This is a genomic window from Caballeronia sp. A2-2 (genome assembly GCF_057612605.2).
Genome location: NZ_CM172587.1, coordinates 2,710,346 through 2,729,687 on the forward strand (window position 1 = coordinate 2,710,346; position 19,342 = coordinate 2,729,687).

A 19,342-nucleotide genomic window follows, 5' to 3' on the forward strand; every position below is an offset into this window, starting at 1 on the left:
TTACTGCTGCGTCGGCTCGCCCTGCTGTGCAGCTTCGTTCAGCAGCGCCTTGGCCGACAAACGCACGCGACCCTTCTCGTCCGTCTGGATGACCTTGACCTTCACGATCTGGCCTTCCTTCAGATAGTCGTTGATGTCCTTCACGCGCTCGTTGACGATCTCGGAGATATGCAGCAGACCGTCCTTGCCCGGCAGGATGTTGATGATCGCGCCGAAGTCCAGCAGCTTGAGCACCGGGCCTTCGTAGATCTGACCCACTTCCACTTCCGCCGTGATGTTCTCGATGCGCTTCTTGGCTTCCGCCATGCCTTCCGCGCTCGTGCTGGCGATCGTTACCACGCCGTCGTCCGAAATGTCGATGGTCGTGCCCGTTTCTTCCGTCAGCGCGCGAATGACCGAACCGCCCTTGCCGATCACGTCGCGGATCTTCTCCGGATTGATCTTGATGGTGATCATGCGCGGCGCGTAGTCCGACAGGTTCGTGTTCGTGTGCGGAACGGCGGCGGTCATCTTGCCGAGGATATGCATGCGGCCTTCCTTCGCCTGCGCGAGCGCGACCTGCATGATTTCCTTGGTGATGCCCTGAATCTTGATGTCCATCTGCAGCGCGGTCACGCCTTGCGCCGTGCCGGCCACCTTGAAGTCCATGTCGCCCAAGTGATCTTCGTCGCCGAGAATGTCCGTCAGCACCGCGAACTTGTTGCCTTCGAGGATCAGGCCCATGGCGATGCCCGCGACGTGCGCCTTCATCGGCACGCCGGCGTCCATCAGCGCGAGGCAGCCGCCGCAGACTGACGCCATCGACGACGAACCGTTCGATTCCGTGATTTCCGACACCACGCGGATCGAGTAACCGAATTCGTCCGGACCCGGCAGGCACGCGACCAGCGCGCGCTTGGCCAGACGGCCGTGGCCGATTTCACGGCGCTTCGGCGAACCGACGCGGCCCGTTTCGCCCGTCGCGAACGGCGGCATGTTGTAGTGAAGCATGAAGCGCTCGCGGTATTCGCCTTCGAGCGCGTCGATGCTCTGCTCGTCGCCCTTGGTGCCGAGCGTGGCGACGACCATCGCCTGCGTCTCGCCACGCGTGAAGAGCGCGGAGCCGTGCGTGCGCGGCAACACGCCCGTGCGGATTTCGATCGGACGCACGGTGCGCGTGTCGCGGCCGTCGATACGCGGTTCGCCGTTCAGGATCTGCGAACGGACGATCTTCGCTTCGATATCGAACAGGACGTTGCCGACGCTCGCTGCATCTGCCGCGACGGTGCCGTTCGCCGCTGCTTCCTCGGCCAGCTTCTTCGAGGTCGCCGAATACACTTCCTTCAGCTTGGCCGAACGTGCCTGCTTATTGCGCAATTGGTAGGTGGCTTCCAGTTCCGGCTTGGCGATTTCCGTGACGCGCGCGATCAGCGCTTCGTTCTTCGGCGCGGGCTGCCAGTCCCATTCCGGCTTGCCGCCGTCACGCACGAGTTCATGGATCGCGTCGATGGCGATCTGCATCTGCTCGTGGCCGAACACGACCGCGCCGAGCATCACTTCTTCGGAAAGCTGTTGTGCTTCGGATTCGACCATAAGCACCGCGCGTTCCGTGCCGGCGACGATCAGATCGAGCGCCGATTCCTTCATCTGCGGACGCGTCGGATTCAGCACGAATTCGTTGTTGATGTAGGCCACGCGTGCCGCGCCCACCGGGCCGTTGAACGGCAAACCGGAGATGGCCAGCGCCGCGGATGCGCCGATCAGCGCCGGGATATCTGCCGGAACGTCCGGGTTCAGCGACAGAACGTGAATCACGACCTGCACTTCGTTATAGAAGCCTTCCGGGAACAGCGGACGCAGCGGACGGTCGATCAGGCGCGAGATCAGCGTTTCGCCTTCCGACGGACGGCCTTCGCGACGGAAGAAACCGCCCGGAATCTTGCCGGCGGCGTAGGTCTTTTCGAGGTAATCGACGGTCAGCGGGAAAAAGTCCTGACCCGGCTTGGCGGTTTTCGCGCCGACGACGGTTGCGAGCACCACGGTATCTTCGACATCGACGATGACCGCGCCGCTTGCCTGACGGGCGATCTCACCCGTTTCGAGGCGGACGTTATGCTGTCCCCACTTGAATTCTTTGACGATCTTATTGAACATTTTGACTCCTTCTACGTTTGCGCCCGCGCCGTCGCTGCGACGGTGCGGGCGGGACGATCCGCGCCACGCGTAGAGGTGTCTTATGCCATTCCAGCGCGGCCGCTGTGCGCGTGCGGCGCTGGAATGACATAAAGCTCTGCCGCGAGGCCGGACCAGTGTCTATCCGGATATGCGATCCGGGTAAAGCCTGTGACTACCGAACTTCGAATGACGGCATGACGACCGGAACGCGCAAAAACAAAGTGCCTGTATCAGCGAACTGACACAGGCACTTCGATCTAACGCTGGTCGCGTGAAGCCAATTACTTGCGCAGACCCAGCTTTTCGATCAGCGAGCGATAACGATCTGCGTCCTTGCCCTTCAGATAGTCGAGCAGCTTGCGGCGACGGCTCACCATGCGCAGCAGACCGCGGCGGCTGTGGTGATCCTTCGAGTGGGCCTTGAAGTGGAGCGTCAGTTCGTTGATGCGGCTCGTGAGCAGTGCGACTTGCACTTCGGGAGAACCGGTGTCGTTGGCACCGCGCGCGTGTTCGGCGACGATGTCGGACTTCTTGATTTCTGCGACGGACATTTACTTTTCCTTTGAAACAGACAAGCGGTCACGGAAGAAAGGCCGTGCCGTGGGTTTTTACACTTACATTCGACGATTGCTTCGGTTTTCGGAGGCCCAGTTTCAGAACGCAGGCCATGCCAAAAAACGAAGCGCAGAGTATAGCACAACGCAACGTCGCTTCGGCGCGGGTTCAGCGTGCCGGGCGCGTCATGTGGCAGGTCGTCGGCGGCGCGGTCTTTTCGGCGGGCACGGCCAGCAACGTGCGGAAACCGTAGCCCGAGCCTTCGTTATCGAAGGCAACTCCCGGCGCTCCGGCCTTGTCCATCTCCATCACGTATAGGGGCTGAATCAGTTGATGATCCTCGGCGCGCATCGTCATGGGATGAAAACCGTCGCCGTCGAAGCGCATGCCTTCGAGCGTGCGCGCCACCGCGAACGGATCGGCGCTGCCGGCGCGGGTCATGGCGGCGGCGAGCATTTCGATCATCAGCGGCATGCGCAACACGAGGTAATCGTCCGATGCCGCCGGAAAGCGCGCGCGAAACGCCCGGTAATACGCGTCAGACGCCGCGCCGCCCGCGTTCGGATGCCAGTCCGCGACCGCGATCACGCGTTTCACGCCGGCATCGCCGAGCGCGGCCGGTGCGCCCAAGCCGTTCCCATAGAACGTGTAGAACTTCGTGTCCAGACCCTGTTCACGCGCCGCCTTCACCAGCAGCGTGAGATCGTTGCCCCAGTTGCCGGTGATGACCGCATCCGCGCCACTTGCGCGAATCTTCGCGATGTACGGCGCAAAATCCTTCACGCGCCCGATCGGATGAAACTCATCGCCCGCAATCGCGATGTCGGGCCGTTTCTCCTTGAGCGCGCGCTGCGCTTCGCGGCTTACGTCGTGGCCGAAGCTGTAATCCTGATTCAGCAGATAAACCTTCTTCACCGCGTGATCGCGTTGCAGCGCGTCGGCGAGTGCGTCCATGCGCATGCCGACGTGGGCATCGAAACGGAAATGCCAGAAATCGCATGCTTCGTTGGTCAACGCGGGATCGTCAGCCGAGTAGTTCAGAAACACCACGCGACGGTCCGGCTCACGCGCGTTTTGCTTGTCGATGGCCGAGACCAGCGCCGCCGCCACCGCCGAACTATTGCCCTGCATGACGAAGCCGATCTTGTCGTCGATGGCCGCGCGCAACGCCACCAGACTCGCCTCGCTGCTGCCCTTGCCATCGAGCACGACGAGTTGCAGCGGATGCATGCCATCGGCCAGCTTCACGCCGCCGCGCGCGTTCACGCGTTCGATGCCGAAGCGCAGATTGCGCTCGACCATCGCGCCTGCGTTGGCGAACGGACCGGACATGCCTTCGATCAGCGCGAGCTTCACCGGCGGAAGATCGGCCGCGAGCGCATTCGTCATCAGCGACAAAACCGCGCAGGCGGATGCCGCCAGCCGCCATCCTCGTTTGAACCAGAACGCCATCGGACTTTCCGTTGCAGTGAAAGCGCGGATCATAGGCTGCGTGGAGATTTTCGCGCAAGCGTCGGGAAGGCAAGCATCGACAATAAAGCGCGAATCGATGCGCGTTGCGGCGAATGTTTTGGCCCGTTCGCGTGTCAAAATCAGAAGGCAAAACGAATACAGCACTTGGAGGCTGACATGCGGTTCTCTTGCGACAAACTACGCGGCGCGCTCGCGGGCGTGGCCGCTGCTTTCATGCTCACGGCCTGCGTTCAGCCGTGGCAAGCCGTGCCGCCCGGCGCGGATGCATCCGCCCTCACCGCGCGTCTCGGCCCGCCGCGCGAAGTCTACGATTTGCCCAACGGCGACAAGCGCCTCATGTGGCCGACGCAACCGCTCGGCGAATTCACCACGGCAGCGGACGTGGATGCATCGGGCAAGGTGGTGAGCCTTCGACAAGTGCTCGACGAAAACGAGTTCTACAAGGCGCAGATCGGCACATGGACCAAGAAGGACGTGCTCGTGAACTTCGGCCGGCCCGTGGAGACTTCGTATTTTCCGCTGATGAAGCGCGAAGTCTGGACCTATCGCTACATGGAGTCGAACATCTGGTACATGATGTACAGCTTCTATTTTGACGAACAAGGCGTGGTGCGCCTGACGCAGAAAACGCCCGACCCGCTGCACGATCCCGACCGGCGCAACATGTTCTGAGCATCGAAAAAGCAAAAAGCCCTCGCGGAAATTTTCGTTCCGCGAGGGCTTTTTCTTGCCGCAAGCCTTGACGCATCAAAGCTGCGGATTGAGCTTCTCGACCTTCGAATGCAGCTTGTTGAGCGCCGCCAGATAAGCCTTGGCCGATGCCGCGACAATATCCGGGTCCGTGCCCACGCCGTTCACGATCCGCCCGCTCTTGGACAGCCGCACCGTCACTTCGCCCTGCGCCTGCGTGCCCGTCGTGATGGCGTTGACCGAATACAGAATCAGTTCCGCGCCGCTGTCCACCTTCGATTCGATCGCGTGCAAAGTCGCATCGACCGGGCCGTTGCCGCGCGCTTCGCCCGTGACTTCCGCGCCTTCCACCGCGAACACGACCTGCGCCTGCGGCTGCTCGCCGGTTTCGGAGTGCTGCTTCATCGAGACGAAGCGGAAGTGTTCCTTCGCCTGCGCTTCGGCGGATTCCTCGGAGACGATCTGCATGATGTCTTCATCGAAGATTTCGGCTTTGCGGTCCGCGAGTTCCTTGAAGCGCGCGAACGCGGCGTTCACATCGGCTTCGGATTCGAGCGTCACGCCCAGTTCTTCCAGACGCTGCTTGAACGCGTTACGGCCCGACAACTTGCCGAGCACGATCTTGTTCGCGCTCCAGCCCACGTCTTCCGCGCGCATGATTTCGTAGGTGTCGCGCGCCTTGAGCACGCCATCCTGATGGATGCCCGACGCATGCGCGAACGCATTCGCGCCGACCACGGCCTTGTTCGGCTGCACGACGAAACCCGTGATCTGCGAGACGAGCTTCGAAGTCGGCACGATCTGCGATGTATCGATGCCAAGCTCCAGCCCGAAGTAATCCTTGCGCGTCTTGACAGCCATCACGATTTCTTCCAGCGATGTATTGCCCGCGCGCTCGCCCAGCCCGTTGATCGTGCATTCCACCTGACGCGCGCCGCCGATCTGCACGCCCGCGAGCGAATTGGCGACGGCCATGCCGAGATCGTCGTGGCAGTGCACGGACCAGACCGCCTTGTCCGAATTCGGCACGCGTTCGCGCAGCGTCTTGACGAGCTGGCCGTACAGTTCCGGCACGCCGTACCCGACCGTATCCGCGATATTGATGGTGCGTGCGCCTTCGTTGATCACCGCTTCGAGCACGCGGCACAGAAAGTCGATGTCCGTGCGGCTGCCGTCTTCCGGCGAAAACTCGACATCATCCGTGAACTTGCGGGCGAAGCGAACCGCGAGCTTGGCCTGTTCGTAGACCTGTTCCGGCGTCATGCGCAGCTTCTTTTCCATGTGCAGCGCGGACGTCGCGATGAACGTGTGGATGCGGAACTGGTTCGCGGGCTTGAGCGCATCGGCGGCGCGCTGGATGTCCTTGTCGTTCGCGCGGGCGAGCGAGCAGACCGTGCTGTCCTTCACGAGCGAGGCGATGGTTTGAATCGCATCGAAATCGCCGTTCGAGCTGGCGGCGAAACCCGCTTCGATCACATCGACCTTCATGCGCTCCAACTGCTTCGCGATGCGGATTTTCTCCTCCTTCGTCATCGACGCGCCGGGGGACTGCTCGCCATCGCGCAAGGTCGTATCGAAGATGATCAACTTGTCTGCTGCCATGTTGGACTCCTGCTCCTGTGGGGAGATTTATCGATTATCGGTAATCGAGGTAAACAAACGATAGAACAAAAGGGAATTCGGGTGTTCGCGCCACCGCTGGCGTCGAAAACCGAGAACGAGCAGACGGAGGGCGAGACGACTCAGCGCGGTAGGCGCGCTAGATGCGATAGTGCGCGTAGAAGCGCACCAGCGGAGAACAGCGAGAGAGGGAACGAGAAAAAGTTCATTCAAAAACTATAACGGCTTTCGGCGGCGCGTGCAATGAGGCTTTCCGATTGCACCGATTGACTTGGTTTGCTGCTCATCGGCAGCTTTTCAGCTCATCAAAAGCAAAAAGCCTGCATTCCCGAGAAGGAAGCAGGCTTTTCGATATACCGACCGACCGCGAACTTACTGGGCGCCGATGGTCGCGCTCACGCGTTGGCGCAACTCGCTGCCATCGCCAATCTGCGCATTCTCGATGCGGCGCGCACCGGTGAAATGCTTTTCCCAGTAGCCCTCATCCAGATCGTCCACGCGGATGGTGCTGCCGGTAGACGGCGAATGCACGAACTTGTTGTCGCCGATATAAATGCCCACGTGCGAGAACGACCGCCGCATGGTGTTGAAGAACACGAGATCGCCCGGCTTGAGATCGGCGACGGTGACCTTCTCGCCGACGCGGCTCATTTCCTCGGCGCGGCGCGGCAAGGTCATACCGAGCGTGTCCTGAAACACGTAGCGCACGAACCCGCTGCAATCGAGACCGGAATCCGGCGTGTTGCCGCCCCAGCGGTAGCGCACGCCGATCATATTGAGCGCGCCGACGACGACGTCGCCTGCCTTGCTCGCCACGCCGGAGAGAAACGATCGTGCGCCGCCAGACGTGCTGGCCGTGACCTGGTTTGCGGTGTCGCCGGACTTCGATGAAGCGGCGCTGTTGCTAGAAATTTGGCTGTTACTGCTGACTTCGTCGGCGAACGCGACGGAGGTGGTTGTCATCAGAAGGCCGATCAACATGCGGGCGGTAGCACGCTTGCATGTCTGAGTCAACTTTTGTGGTTGCATCGGTCGGTAGGTTTTACAAATTAAAGACTGTTAAATCAGGGAGATACGTGAAAGTTTGGAGGATACTAGCCACAAATTATTTAACTGTCAAAAGAAATAGGAAAATACAATCGAGCCATGCACCCAATTGGAGAAAGAGAAAGATTTTTAGGATTCCAGCGATGCCCTTAGGAGCTTTCGGGTGTATTCCTCAGACGGGTTCGCAAAAATCTTCTCTACTTCGCCGGACTCGACGACAATTCCATCTTTCATGACCGCGACGCGATGCGCCATGGCGCCGATCACTTGTAAGTCGTGGCTAATAAAAACGTATCCGAGATTGTGTTTCTTCTGTATGTCGGCTAACAGGGCCAGAACTTGAGTCTGAATCGAGACATCGAGCGCGCTGGTGGGCTCGTCGAGAATCAGAATGCTCGGTTCCAGCACGAGCGCGCGCGCAATCGCGATCCGCTGACGCTGCCCGCCTGAGAACTCGTGCGGGTAGCGCGTAAGCGCCGTGCGGTCCAGTCCGACTTCGCGCAATACTGCAATCACGCGTGTGCGACGCGCGGCGGCATCCATTTCCGGGCGATGCAGCGCCAGCCCTTCCCCCACGATCCGCTCGACCGTCTGACGCGGCGACAGCGAACTGAACGGGTCCTGAAACACCACTTGCAGGTTCGAGCGCAGCACGGTTTTTTCGCGTCCGCGAAAATCGCCGAGCGCGCGGCCCTGGAACTGCACGCGGCCGTGCGACACGCGCTGCAGCCCGAGCAGCGCCATCGCGAGGGTGGACTTGCCCGAACCCGATTCCCCGACGATGCCCAGCGTCTCGCCCTGCCGCACGGTCAGCGACACATCGTCCACGGCCTTGAAGCGGCCGCGCCGGAACCAGCCGACGACGCCCGGCAGATGCATCGGGTAATCGACGGACACGTCTTTCGCGTCGAGCAAGACCGGTGCGATGGGCAAAACCGGCAACACAGTCCGCTTCGGCCTGCTCTGCAAAAGCCGCTGCGTGTACGGATGCTGCGGCGACTCGAAAATCTCCTTCACGCTGCCGGTTTCGACGAGCACGCCCTGCTCCATCACCGCCACGCGTTCGGCAAAGCGCCGCACCAGATTCAGATCGTGCGTGATGAGCAGCACCGCCATGCCGCGCTTTTCCGCCTCGTCGCGCTGAAGCTCCAGCAGCAGTTCGACGATCTGCGCGCGGATCGTCACGTCGAGCGCGGTCGTCGGTTCGTCGGCGAGCAAGAGGCGCGGACGGCACGCGAGCGCCATCGCGATCATCACGCGCTGACGCTGCCCGCCCGATAGCTGATGCGGATAGCTGTCCACACGCCGCTGCGGCTCGGTAATGCCGGTGCGCTCCAGCAGCGCGATTGCCCGCGCGCGCGCCTCGCGCGGCGTCGCGCCATCGTGAAGCTGAATGGTTTCGCCGATCTGATCGCCCACCGCGTAGAGCGGATTGAGCGCGGTCATCGGCTCCTGAAAGATCATGGCGATGTCAGAACCGCGCAGGCCGCGCATCGCACGTTCGCTTTTGGCGAGCACGTCCTCGCCGTTGAAGCGGATCGAGCCGCTGAGTTCGGCTTCGTGCACGAGGCGCAGGATGGACAACGCGGTCACGCTCTTGCCCGAACCGGATTCGCCGACCAGCGCCACGCGTTCGCCCGCGTGGATGTCGAGATTCACGCCGTCGACGGCGAGCGTGTCGCCGAAGCGCACGCGCAGGTCTTCGATCTTGAGCAACGGTTCCATCATTGGCCGCCTCCGGCCTTCACCGCATCCGCGATGCGCGTATCCAGCGCGTTGCGCAGCGCATCGCCCATGAAGGTCAGCAGCAGCAGCGTCGCGACGAGCACGCCGAAGGTCGAAAGCGAAATCCACCATGCATCGAGATTGGCCTTGCCTTGCGCCAGCAGTTCACCGAGCGATGGCGTCGGCGACGGCACACCGAGGCCGAGAAAATCGAGGCTCGTCAGCGCGAGAATCGCGCCGCTCATGCGAAACGGCAGGAACGTGATAACTGGCGTCAGACTGTTGGGCAACACATGCCGCCAGATGATCTGCCAATTCGACAGACCCATCGCGCGGGCGGCGCGCACATAGTCCTGCGTGCGATTGCGCAGAAACTCCGCGCGCACATAATCCGACAGCCCGATCCAGCCGAACAGCGACAACAGGATGATGAGCAGCACCAGACTCGGCTCGAAAATCGACGCGAAGATGATGAGCAGATACAACTCCGGCATCGCGCTCCATATCTCGATCAACCGCTGCCCGGTAATGTCGATGCGCCCGCCGAAGTAACCCTGCACCGCGCCCGCCAGCACGCCGAGCACGGTGCCGATGGCCGTCAGCACGAGCGCGAACATCACGGACACGCGAAAGCCATAGACCAGGCGCGCGAACACATCGCGTCCGCGATCGTCGGTGCCGAGCCAGTTCTCGCGCGACGGCGGCGCCGGGTTCGACGCCTTCGAAAAATAGTTGAGCGTGTCGTAGTAATAGTGATTCGGCGGATAGATCACGAAGTTGCCCGGCGTGCCGAAGCGGTCGCGCACGAAAGGATCGAGATAATCCGCGGGCGTGGGAAAGTCGCCGCCAAAGGTCGTCTCCGCATACGTCTTGACGAGCGGGAAATACAGTTGCCCCTGATAGCGCACGACGAGCGGCTTGTCGTTCGACCACAGCGGCCCGGCCAGACTGATGACGAACGCCGCGACGAACACGATCAAGCTCCAATACCCCAGCCGATTACGCCTGAAGCGCAACCACACCCGCCGCCCCGGCGACATCGACGGCCGTTCGCGCAAGGGTTGCGCATCCGTTGCGCGTTGCTGCGTTCGTGACGAAGCCGCACGGTTCACGTTCAGCGCTCCAGTTGTTCGAATTGAATGCGCGGATCGACCCAGACATAGCAGAGATCCGAGATGAGCTTGGTCGCGAGTCCGATCAGCGTGAAAAGATAGAGCGTGCCGAGCACGACCGGATAATCGCGCCGTACGACGGACTCGTAGGACAGGAGCCCGAGGCCATCGAGCGAGAACAGCGTTTCGATCAGCAGGCTGCCCGTGAAGAACGCGCCGATAAACGCCGCCGGAAAGCCGACGATCAGCGGCAGCAGCGCGTTGCGGAACACATGCTTCCACAGCACGCGGCGCTCGCTCAATCCCTTGGCGCGCGCGGTCAGCACGTATTGCTTGCGGATTTCATCGAGGAAGGCGTTTTTCGTGAGCATCGTGACGACCGCGAAGCTGCCCACCACCGACGCGACGATCGGCAACGTGATATGCCACAGATAATCGAGAATCTTGCCGCCGAGCGAAAGCGTTGCCCAGTTGTCGGACGTGAGATTGCGCAGCGGAAACAGTTGCCAGAACGAACCACCGCCGAACAGCACGAGCAAGAGCACGCCAAGCACGAAGCCCGGAATGGCGAAGCCGACGAGCACGACGAGACTCGTCGCGACATCGAACCGCGAACCGTTGCGCACGGCTTTCGCGATGCCGAGCGGCACCGAAATCAGATACGTGAGCAGAAACGTCCACAAGCCGATGCTGATCGACACCGGCAGCTTCGACACGATCAGCGACCACACGCTCTGATGCCGGAAGTAACTCTCGCCCAGATCGAAGCGCGCGAAGCGGCCGAGCATCGAGACATAACGTTGCAGCGGCGGTTTGTCGAAACCGTAGAGCTTCTTCAGTTGCTCGACTTGTTGCGCATCGACGCCGCTGTGCGTGCGCAGCCCGAAGCCGCCTCCGCCGCCTTCCGCGTTGCCGCGCCGCAGATCGTGCACGGCCTGTTCCACCGGCCCGCCCGGCACGAACTGGATCACGACGAACGTGAGCGTGAGCACGCCGATGAGCGTCGGGATCATCAACAGAATGCGTTTGAGGATGTAGCTCCACATGGCGTACCCGTCACCTCGTCAATGTTTGACCCACCACGTCGAGACGATCCAGTCTTCCGCCGTGTAGTACAGCGGCAGTTTGGCCGGATAACCCAACGTGTTGCGATACGCCACGCGATGCGTCGCCGAATACCAGTGCGGGATCACATAGTAGCCGTTCATCAGAACCCGATCGAGCGCGTGCGTGGCATCGACGAGTTGTTCGCGGGTCTGCGCGGACACGACCTGATTCAAAATCGAATCGATGGCCGGCGACTTCACGCCCGCGAGATTGTCCGAGCCCTGCTCGTCCGCCGACTTGCTGCCGAAGCGCGAAATCTGTTCGGTGCCGGGAATCTGCACATCGCCCATGCGCACGCTCGTCACGTCGAAGTCGAAGGCATCGAGCCGTTTCTGGATCAGCGCGTAATCCACGGTGCGAAAGTTCATCGTGATGCCGAGCTTTTGCAGATTGCGCCCGAACGCCGCTGCGACCGGTTCCATGGATACACCGCTGCCCGTGTCATCCAGTATCTCGAAGACGAACGGCTCGCCCTTCGCATTGCGCAGCGCGCCGTCACGATACGTCCAGCCCGCCTGCGCCAGCAACGCGCGCGCCTCGATGAGATTGGCGCGCAGCGAGCCCGGCGGATTCGTGTTGGGCTGCGCGGGCATTTCACCGAACACGGAAGGATCGAGCTGGCTCTTGAGCGGATTGAGGATCGCCAGTTCGCCCGCGCCCGGCGTGCCCTTCGCCTGCAAATCCGTATTCACGAAGAAACTGTCGATACGCCTGTACTGATTGAAGAACAACTGCCGGTTGAGCCATTCGAAGTCGAGCGCGAGATCGAGCGCGCGGCGCACGCGCACATCCTTGAACAAGGGCCGCCGCGTGTTGATGAAAAACCCCTGCATGCCGGTGCCGTTGTGTTGCGGAAACTCATGCTTGATGAGTTCGCCGCTGTCGAAGCGCTTGCCGATGTCACGCCTCACCCAGCTTCGCGCGATGTATTCCACGAGCACGTCGTACTCGCCCGCCTTGAACGCTTCGAGACGCGCGGTGGAGTCGCCGTAAAGCTTGTAGTCGATATGCGCGAAGTTGAAGTATCCCGCGCGCACCGGCAGCGCCGCGCCCCAGTAATCGGGATTGCGTTTGTACGTGATCGTGCGGCCGTTGTCGTAGTGATCGATCAGATACGGACCGCTGCCGATGGGCTGCTGAAACGCGAGTTGATCGAAGGGAATGCGCGTGCCGTCCGGCTTCATCCCCCACTTGCGCGAGAACACCGGAATGCCGCCCGCGAGCAGCGGCATCTCGCGCGTGGCCACCTTGAATTCGAAGCGGATGGTCAGCGGATCGACGATCACCGCGCGCGCGATCTGCCCGAAGTACGTCGCGAATTGCGGCGCGGCCAGCGGGCTTTTCAAGGTCTCGAAGGAGAACTTCACGTCCTCGGCGGTAACCGGATCGCCGTTCGAGAAGCGCGCTTTCGGGTTGATGTGAAACGTCGTGGACTTGCCATCGGGCGCGACGGAGATATCGTCGGCGAGCAGCCCGTATGCGGTCGCGACTTCATCGAGGCTGCCGGTCGTGAGGCTTTCGAACATCAGCGAAAGACCCGGCGCAGGGTTGCCGCGCAGCGTGAACGGATTGAACTTGTCGAAGCTCGTGAGCCGGCTCGGATTGGCGAGCACCAGCGTGCCGTCGCGCGGCGCGTTGGGATCGACGTAATCGAAATGTTTGAAGCCGGCGGGATACTTCGGCTCGCCATATTGCGCGATGGCATGCACGGCAAGCGCGGGACTCGCGAACCACGCGGCCGATCCGGTCAGCAAGAGCGCGATGCAACCACGCCAGGCGTTCAGTGAGCGGATCGTCGTGCGAGTCGTCATAAGCCCCTTTCGTGGATGATGCGCGTTGAACGACTGTAGCCACACGCCTGACCGGGCGTTGCGATGTGAGAGAATTCTACCCAAATTCACGCACTGGCCGGCGCGTATCAAAAGCCGGAGCGCTGCGCGCGTCGAACATCATCGCGATTCGATGACTGACTCGCGCGCGACATTGACATCAAAGGAGCATTCATGGGCTTTCTCGCTGGAAAACGCATTCTGCTGACGGGCTTGCTGTCGAACCGTTCGATCGCCTATGGCATCGCGCAGGCATGCAAACGCGAAGGCGCGGAACTGGCGTTCACTTATGTCGGCGAGCGTTTCAAGGAACGCGTCACCGAGTTCGCGACCGAATTCGGCAGCGACATGGTTTATCCCTGCGACGTCGCCGACGACGCGCAGATCGAAGGCACCTTCGCCTCGCTCAAGGAACGCTGGGACACGCTCGACGGTCTCGTGCATTCCATCGGCTTCGCGCCGCGCGAGGCGATTGCGGGCGACTTCCTCGACGGCATGACGCGCGAGAACTTCCGCATCGCGCACGATATCTCGGCGTACAGCTTCCCGGCGCTCGCCAAGGCCGCGCAACCCATGCTTTCCGCCGATGCCTCGCTGCTCACGCTGACGTATCTCGGTGCGGAACGCGCCATCCCCAACTACAACACGATGGGTCTCGCCAAGGCATCGCTCGAAGCGAGCGTGCGCTACCTCGCAGCATCGCTCGGCAGCAAGGGCGTGCGCGTGAACGGCATTTCGGCCGGCCCGATCAAGACGCTCGCGGCGAGCGGCATCAAGGGCTTCGGCAAGATTCTCGATTTCGTGGAAGACAACGCGCCGCTCAAGCGCAACGTGACCATCGAACAAGTGGGTAACGTGGCGGCGTTTCTGCTGTCGGATCTGTCGGGCGGCATGAGCGCTGAAATCGTTCACGTCGATGCGGGGTTTCACGCGGTGGTCGGCGGCATGGCAGGCATCGGGGAATAAATAAGAAGGCAGCGTAGAAACACGAAGGCCGCTCTCATTGCGAGAGCGGCCTTTTTTATATCAGTGACGTCCGTGCTGCGGGCCGCCGTGTCCACCGTGGCCTCCATGCCCGCCGTGTCCATAGCCATTGCCATGATGCGGCGGCGGCGGTCCGTGATACGGTCCGCGTCCATGTCCGTGATAGCGGTAATAGTCGTTGCGGTTCCAGTAGCGGCGTCCGTCCCAATACCGGTTGCCATGCCAGCCGATCACGATCGGCGGCCCACCATAAACCGGCCCCGGCGCATACAAGACAGGCGGCGGTGGCGGCGCATAAACGGGCGTCGGCGCGACATACACCGGCGGCGGTCCGATATTCACGCCGATGCGCACATCCGCTGCGCGCGCCCCGCTGCTCGTTGCAAACGACATCGCGATCAACGTGCCCGCGACGACCTTCCCCGACCGATTGTTTTTCATGTGCGACGAACCTCGCTGTTCTTGAACACGTGCGAAGCAATGTAGCAAACCTCCGCCGCTGCAATATTTCAGCTTTGTAAGTTCTTGCGCGCGTCAGCGAATCGTCAGGAGAAACCTTACCTTTTGTTACATCGCGAAAAAGACGAAGGGCCATCCGCTTTTGAGCGAATGGCCCTCATAAAGTCACGCGGCAAAACTTGGCTTAATGCCAGCCGCGATGTTCGCCGTGGTCGTGCCCGTAGTAATACCCACCGCCGCCATGTCCGTTATGCCGATACCAGTCGTCGCGATTCCAGTAACGGCGGCCATCCCAGTAACGGTCGCCATGCCAGCCGATCACGATGGCCGGACCGCCATAGCCATACACCGGCGGCGGAGGCGGTGCATACACCACCGGCGGAGGCGGCGGCGCGTACACCGGCGCGGGCGCAACATAGACCGGCGCGGGCACCCCGATGTTCACGCCCACGGACACCCCCGCCATGGCCGCGCCCGAGGCCATCAAACCGCCGATTGCAAGCGCGTAAGCCACGGAAGTCTTCGATACCTTGTTCATGTGAAGCCCACCTCGATGGGTTGGTTGTTGTCGTGAGATGACTATAACCAACCCGGCGATGGGCATCTGTGCAACTTGGTAACGTCCCATTACCAATGAAAACATGCTTACGCGAAGTAAGCGTGGAGGCACCTCGAATGATTAACTCGGCAGTTCCTCGCCCTTCGTTTCCGGCGCCAGCGGAATGACCGCAAGCCCGATCAAAAACGCAATCGATGTCAGCGCAATCGGCACGCCGAGCGTCTTCATGTTGAGCACCATCGCGCCGATGCCGAAGTTCACGATCGCCCCGAAAAAGCGCCCGACCGATGTACAGAACGCAAACGCCGTCGCCCGGACGCGCGTCTCGAACTGCTCCGGCAGCCACAGCGAGAACAGCGCGAAGTTGCCGCCGAAGAAGCCCAGCACGACGAGCATCGCGATGAACGGCACCAGCCCGTTCTGCAGATAGAACGCCCAGCCGAACGCCAATGCAATCGACGCCGCCATGCCCACGAAGTACACCGCCAGCGTCTTCTTCCGGCCGATACGCTCGGCCATCGGCGGCAGCGCGAGACAGCCGACGATCGTGCCGATCGACAACAGCCCCGTCGCGATGGACGCCATGCGCGCCGCCTCGGGCTTGCTCATGCCCGCCTTCGTCGCAAGCTGAATGACCGCCGACGGTTCATACACCGCCCCCGCCCACAAGCCGATGATCGCCACCGTCAGCAACACCGCCGCCACGATGGTCCGCTTGCGGTACTGCGCATTGAAGATCGTCTTGAGGGAGCTTTCGTGCTTGACGTTCGGCGCGGTCGCTTCGGCGCGTTCCCACTTGTCGGTTTCCTTCACGCGCAGCAGCACGAGAATCGACACGACGACCGGAAACAGGCCGACCAAGAACATCGCGCGCCAGCCGAATGCCGCGCCGATGGTGTAGTTCAGCGCCGCCGCCAGGAAGAAGCCCGCGTAGTAACCCGTCTGCAAGTAACCCGCGCCCATCTTCCTGCGATCTTCCGGCCACGCTTCCGCGACATACGTTCCCGCCAGCGCCCATTCCCCGCCGATGCCCACGCCCGCGAAAAAGCGATAAATGCCCAGCGCCCACACCGAATTCGCCGTCGCGGCCAGACCCGTGAAAATCGCGAACGTGAAGATGGTCGCGGCCAGCACCTTGGTGCGCCCGAAGCGATCCGCGAGCGGTCCCCAGATGAACGACAGTCCCCATCCGACCAGAAACAGCGCGAACAGAATCGACCCGGCCAGCCCGACATTCGCGGGCGTCGCGGCATAGCCGGACTTCGGCAGCAACTCGGTGAGCGCTGGCGCGAGCACCAGTGCGTAGATGAACGAATCCATTCCGTCGAGCGTCCAGCCCGCCCAGGCGCCCCAGAAGCCGGTGATCTGAGAACGGTTCAGCGGCGTCTTCGTCGCGCGTCGCGCGCGGATCTGACTGTCTAGCGTGGTCGGCATGGCCTTGTCTCTCCAGATGAAAGAACGAGCACGTCGGCTGCATCGGTTAAGTCGGCGTCTCGGGGAAAGCACTCAAAACATAAGCGCGTTTTTATATATAATATTTGAACATCGACTTCCGACAAGTCCGCACTTTCACCTAGCCATGCCGACAGACCTTACATCCGCAAGCGGCGCGTCCGGCAACGGCGCCTTCCGCGATGCCCAGTTCGAGCCGCGCCAGAGCACTTCGCGCTTTATCGCCGATGCCTTGCGCACCGCCATCGTCGAGGGTTCGTTGTTGCCGGGCGAGCCATTGCGGCAGGACGCGATTGCGCGGCAGTTTTCGGTGAGCGCCATTCCCGTGCGCGAAGCGTTCCGGCAACTGGAAAGCGAAGGCTGGGTGACCATCGAGCAAAATCGCGGCGCGGCGGTCAGCCTTCAATCCGCCGACGAAGCGCGCGAAATCTATGAAATACGCGCGTCGCTGGAGAGTCTTGCCATTGGCATCGCGCTGGAACATCACACGCCGGAAACGCTCGCCGTCGCGCAACGTCTGCTCGAAGCTGCCGAGAAGGAGCCGGACCCCGCGCTCTATGTCGTGCGCAACGAGCAGTTTCATATGAGTCTTTATGCGCCCGCCGCGCGTCCTCGTCTGATGGAACTCATCGGTCAGATGCACCGGCGCGGCGAGCGCTATCTGCGCCTGAAACTCGGTTTGCCGATTCATAAGGACGCGTCGGATGCCGAGCATCGCGCGATTCTGGCAGCGCTCGCTGCACGCGATATCGAACAGGCGCAGACTCTCGTGGCGCGGCATCTGCTGGCCACGGGCGAACTTATTTACCGCTTTCTCGCCGATGCCCAGGCGCTCGCGCAAACCACGCACGTCAGGAAGAAACGCCGTGCATCGTCCAGAACGACTTCACGACAGGCAGACCGATGAACGAAGACGCTCTCGCTCCGACCACCCGTTCCTGGAACACGCGCGCGCAGGAGAAAGCGCGCCGCCTCAAGCTGATCGCGCCGTGGATGAACGGTCCGGTGCTCGACACCGACCGTATCGTCGATGCGTTGAGCGCGCTGATCGTGAGCGGCGATCGTGTCGCGCTCGAAGGCAACAATCAGAAGCAGGCGGATTTTCTGTCGCGCTCGTTCGCCAGGCTGGACGCCGACAAGATTCACGACGTCCATCTGCTCATTTCGAGCATCAGCCGTCCTGAACATCTCGCGCTGTTCGAACAAGGCATCGCGCGCAAGGTCGATTTCGCGTTCGCCGGGCCGCAAAGTCTGCGCGTCGCGCAATTGCTCGAAGACGGCTTGCTGGAGATCGGCGCGATCTACACGTATATCGAGTTGTACGCGCGCATGTTCATCGATCTCACGCCGCAAGTCGCGCTGGTGTGCGCGGTGCAGGCGGACCGTCACGGCAATCTCTACACCGGCGCGAACACCGAGGACACGCCGACCATCGTGGAGGCGACCGCGTTCCGGCAAGGCATCGTGGTGGCGCAGGTCGATGAAATCGTCGATGAACTCCCGCGCGTGGATATTCCCGGCTCGTGGATCGATGTGGTCGTGCAGGCGGATCGTCCGTTCGCGGTGGAACCGCTTTTCACGCGCGATCCGCGTCACATCGGCGAATTGCAGATTCTCATGGCGATGATGACCATTCGCGGCATCTACGACCGTTATGGCGTGACCTCGCTCAATCACGGCATCGGCTTCGATACGGCCGCCATCGAACTGTTGTTGCCGACTTACGGCGAATCGCTCGGACTGAAGGGCAAAATTTGCACGCATTGGGCGCTCAATCCGCATCCGACGCTGATTCCGGCCATCGAATCCGGCTGGGTGGAGAGCGTGCACTGCTTCGGCAGCGAAGTGGGCATGGAGAAATACATTGAGGCGCGGCCCGATGTGTTCTTCACCGGCCGCGACGGCAGCCTGCGTTCGAACCGCGTGTTCTGCCAGCTCGCGGGGCAATACGGCGTCGATCTGTTCATCGGCTCGACCTTGCAGATGGATGCCGATGCCAACTCCTCCACCGTCACGCTCGGACGTCTCGCGGGTTTTGGCGGTGCGCCGAACATGGGCCACGATCCGCGCGGCCGGCGTCATTCGAGCGAGGCGTGGCTCAAGCTGCTGAAGGACGATGGCCCGAATCCGAAGATCGCGCGCGGTCACAAGCTCGTCGTGCAGACCGCCGAGACGTACAAGAAAGGCGGCGAGCCGACCATCGTCGATGCGCTGGATGCGATTGCCGTCGGCGAGAAAAGCGGCATGCCGATCGCGCCCGTCATGATTTACGGCGATGACGTGACGCATGTGGTGACGGAAGAAGGCATCGCGTATCTGCACGCGGCCCAAGGCGTCGATGAACGGCGCGCGGCGCTGGCGGCGGTCGCGGGCGTGACGCCCATCGGCATGCGCGCGGAGCCTGCGAAAACCGCTGAACTTCGGCGGCGCGGGATCGTTGCGTATCCTGAAGATTTAGGCGTGCGGCGCGGGGAAGCGAAGCGTTCGTTGCTTGCGGCGCGCAGCATCGACGATCTGGTGGCGTGGTCGGGCGGACTTTACGCGCCGCCTGCGCGCTTCAGAAGCTGGTGAGCCCG

The 19,342-nt window shown here is 61.9% G+C and carries 16 protein-coding genes; 4 read left to right on the top strand and 12 right to left on the bottom strand.

The genetic code is table 11. The annotated features are described in order from the left end of the window. The 3 genes from pnp to ACZCWR_RS12900 all read right to left on the bottom strand — a co-directional run bounded on the left by pnp (position 1) and on the right by ACZCWR_RS12900 (position 4,161). Complete coding sequence (gene pnp / locus ACZCWR_RS12890) at positions 1-2,133, bottom strand: polyribonucleotide nucleotidyltransferase (RefSeq protein WP_487301132.1); 2,133 nt, start codon at positions 2,131-2,133, stop codon at positions 1-3. Between the two features lie 302 nt (positions 2,134-2,435). Next, positions 2,436-2,705, bottom strand: a complete 270-nt coding sequence (gene rpsO, locus ACZCWR_RS12895; RefSeq protein ID WP_487301133.1) for a 30S ribosomal protein S15 — start codon at positions 2,703-2,705, stop codon at positions 2,436-2,438. Between the two features lie 172 nt (positions 2,706-2,877). Further along, positions 2,878-4,161: a branched-chain amino acid ABC transporter substrate-binding protein gene (locus ACZCWR_RS12900; protein ID WP_487301134.1), complete on the bottom strand. Its 1,284-nt coding sequence runs from the start codon at positions 4,159-4,161 to the stop codon at positions 2,878-2,880. Positions 4,162-4,338: 177 nt separating this feature from the next. Between ACZCWR_RS12900 and ACZCWR_RS12905 the strand changes: the two genes are divergently transcribed. Then, complete coding sequence (locus ACZCWR_RS12905) at positions 4,339-4,854, top strand: hypothetical protein (RefSeq protein ID WP_487301135.1); 516 nt, start codon at positions 4,339-4,341, stop codon at positions 4,852-4,854. Positions 4,855-4,929: 75 nt separating this feature from the next. Here the strand turns inward: ACZCWR_RS12905 and ACZCWR_RS12910 are convergent, their stop codons facing one another. The 6 genes from ACZCWR_RS12910 to ACZCWR_RS12935 form a co-directional block, all read right to left on the bottom strand. Further along, positions 4,930-6,474 (bottom strand): 2-isopropylmalate synthase, encoded by a 1,545-nt coding sequence (locus tag ACZCWR_RS12910; protein ID WP_487301136.1) that lies wholly within the window; start codon positions 6,472-6,474, stop codon positions 4,930-4,932. A gap of 390 nt (positions 6,475-6,864) precedes the next feature. Continuing rightward, the gene (locus tag ACZCWR_RS12915) at positions 6,865-7,521 is read right to left on the bottom strand and encodes a C40 family peptidase (protein WP_487301137.1); all 657 of its coding nucleotides are present in this window, start codon (positions 7,519-7,521) and stop codon (positions 6,865-6,867) included. Positions 7,522-7,668: 147 nt separating this feature from the next. Then, positions 7,669-9,267 carry an ABC transporter ATP-binding protein gene (locus ACZCWR_RS12920; RefSeq protein ID WP_487301138.1) on the bottom strand — a complete coding sequence of 533 codons (1,599 nt, stop codon included), beginning with the start codon at positions 9,265-9,267 and terminating at the stop codon, positions 7,669-7,671. Further along, positions 9,264-10,376 carry an ABC transporter permease gene (locus ACZCWR_RS12925; protein ID WP_487301139.1) on the bottom strand — a complete coding sequence of 371 codons (1,113 nt, stop codon included), beginning with the start codon at positions 10,374-10,376 and terminating at the stop codon, positions 9,264-9,266. Before ACZCWR_RS12925 ends, ACZCWR_RS12920 begins: the two co-directional genes overlap by 4 nt. A 2-nt stretch (positions 10,377-10,378) precedes the next feature. Further along, positions 10,379-11,422: a microcin C ABC transporter permease YejB gene (locus ACZCWR_RS12930; protein ID WP_487301140.1), complete on the bottom strand. Its 1,044-nt coding sequence runs from the start codon at positions 11,420-11,422 to the stop codon at positions 10,379-10,381. A gap of 18 nt (positions 11,423-11,440) precedes the next feature. Beyond that, positions 11,441-13,294 carry an extracellular solute-binding protein gene (locus ACZCWR_RS12935; RefSeq protein ID WP_487301141.1) on the bottom strand — a complete coding sequence of 618 codons (1,854 nt, stop codon included), beginning with the start codon at positions 13,292-13,294 and terminating at the stop codon, positions 11,441-11,443. 192 nt (positions 13,295-13,486) lie between these two features. Between ACZCWR_RS12935 and fabI the strand changes: the two genes are divergently transcribed. Next, positions 13,487-14,278 carry an enoyl-ACP reductase FabI gene (gene fabI / locus ACZCWR_RS12940; RefSeq protein WP_487301142.1) on the top strand — a complete coding sequence of 264 codons (792 nt, stop codon included), beginning with the start codon at positions 13,487-13,489 and terminating at the stop codon, positions 14,276-14,278. 60 nt (positions 14,279-14,338) lie between these two features. Here the strand turns inward: fabI and ACZCWR_RS12945 are convergent, their stop codons facing one another. From ACZCWR_RS12945 to ACZCWR_RS12955, 3 genes are all read right to left on the bottom strand, one after another. After that, entirely contained in the window at positions 14,339-14,737 is a 399-nt protein-coding gene (locus ACZCWR_RS12945; RefSeq protein WP_487301143.1) for a hypothetical protein, read from the bottom strand. 202 nt (positions 14,738-14,939) lie between these two features. Beyond that, complete coding sequence (locus tag ACZCWR_RS12950) at positions 14,940-15,293, bottom strand: hypothetical protein (RefSeq protein WP_487301144.1); 354 nt, start codon at positions 15,291-15,293, stop codon at positions 14,940-14,942. Between the two features lie 141 nt (positions 15,294-15,434). Next, complete coding sequence (locus ACZCWR_RS12955) at positions 15,435-16,748, bottom strand: MFS transporter (RefSeq protein ID WP_487301145.1); 1,314 nt, start codon at positions 16,746-16,748, stop codon at positions 15,435-15,437. A gap of 145 nt (positions 16,749-16,893) precedes the next feature. On the opposite strand from ACZCWR_RS12955, the gene ACZCWR_RS12960 reads away from it, so the two are divergent. Both ACZCWR_RS12960 and mdcA read left to right on the top strand, forming a co-directional pair. After that, positions 16,894-17,673: a GntR family transcriptional regulator gene (locus ACZCWR_RS12960; RefSeq protein WP_487301146.1), complete on the top strand. Its 780-nt coding sequence runs from the start codon at positions 16,894-16,896 to the stop codon at positions 17,671-17,673. Next, positions 17,670-19,337, top strand: coding sequence for a malonate decarboxylase subunit alpha (gene mdcA / locus ACZCWR_RS12965; protein ID WP_487301147.1), 1,668 nt, complete (start codon positions 17,670-17,672; stop codon positions 19,335-19,337). Before ACZCWR_RS12960 ends, mdcA begins: the two co-directional genes overlap by 4 nt. The last annotated feature ends 5 nt before the right edge of the window (positions 19,338-19,342 follow it).

Coding starts and splice junctions, on each gene's coding strand:
- ACZCWR_RS12915 (WP_487301137.1), bottom strand. CDS start 7,521: ATGCAACCACAAAAGTTGACTCAGACATGCAAGCGTGCTACCGCCCGC.
- ACZCWR_RS12920 (WP_487301138.1), bottom strand. CDS start 9,267: ATGATGGAACCGTTGCTCAAGATCGAAGACCTGCGCGTGCGCTTCGGC.
- ACZCWR_RS12955 (WP_487301145.1), bottom strand. CDS start 16,748: ATGCCGACCACGCTAGACAGTCAGATCCGCGCGCGACGCGCGACGAAG.
- ACZCWR_RS12930 (WP_487301140.1), bottom strand. CDS start 11,422: ATGTGGAGCTACATCCTCAAACGCATTCTGTTGATGATCCCGACGCTC.
- fabI (WP_487301142.1), top strand. CDS start 13,487: ATGGGCTTTCTCGCTGGAAAACGCATTCTGCTGACGGGCTTGCTGTCG.
- ACZCWR_RS12905 (WP_487301135.1), top strand. CDS start 4,339: ATGCGGTTCTCTTGCGACAAACTACGCGGCGCGCTCGCGGGCGTGGCC.
- ACZCWR_RS12900 (WP_487301134.1), bottom strand. CDS start 4,161: ATGGCGTTCTGGTTCAAACGAGGATGGCGGCTGGCGGCATCCGCCTGC.
- ACZCWR_RS12935 (WP_487301141.1), bottom strand. CDS start 13,294: ATGACGACTCGCACGACGATCCGCTCACTGAACGCCTGGCGTGGTTGC.
- ACZCWR_RS12950 (WP_487301144.1), bottom strand. CDS start 15,293: ATGAACAAGGTATCGAAGACTTCCGTGGCTTACGCGCTTGCAATCGGC.
- ACZCWR_RS12910 (WP_487301136.1), bottom strand. CDS start 6,474: ATGGCAGCAGACAAGTTGATCATCTTCGATACGACCTTGCGCGATGGC.
- ACZCWR_RS12960 (WP_487301146.1), top strand. CDS start 16,894: ATGCCGACAGACCTTACATCCGCAAGCGGCGCGTCCGGCAACGGCGCC.
- rpsO (WP_487301133.1), bottom strand. CDS start 2,705: ATGTCCGTCGCAGAAATCAAGAAGTCCGACATCGTCGCCGAACACGCG.
- pnp (WP_487301132.1), bottom strand. CDS start 2,133: ATGTTCAATAAGATCGTCAAAGAATTCAAGTGGGGACAGCATAACGTC.
- ACZCWR_RS12945 (WP_487301143.1), bottom strand. CDS start 14,737: ATGAAAAACAATCGGTCGGGGAAGGTCGTCGCGGGCACGTTGATCGCG.
- mdcA (WP_487301147.1), top strand. CDS start 17,670: ATGAACGAAGACGCTCTCGCTCCGACCACCCGTTCCTGGAACACGCGC.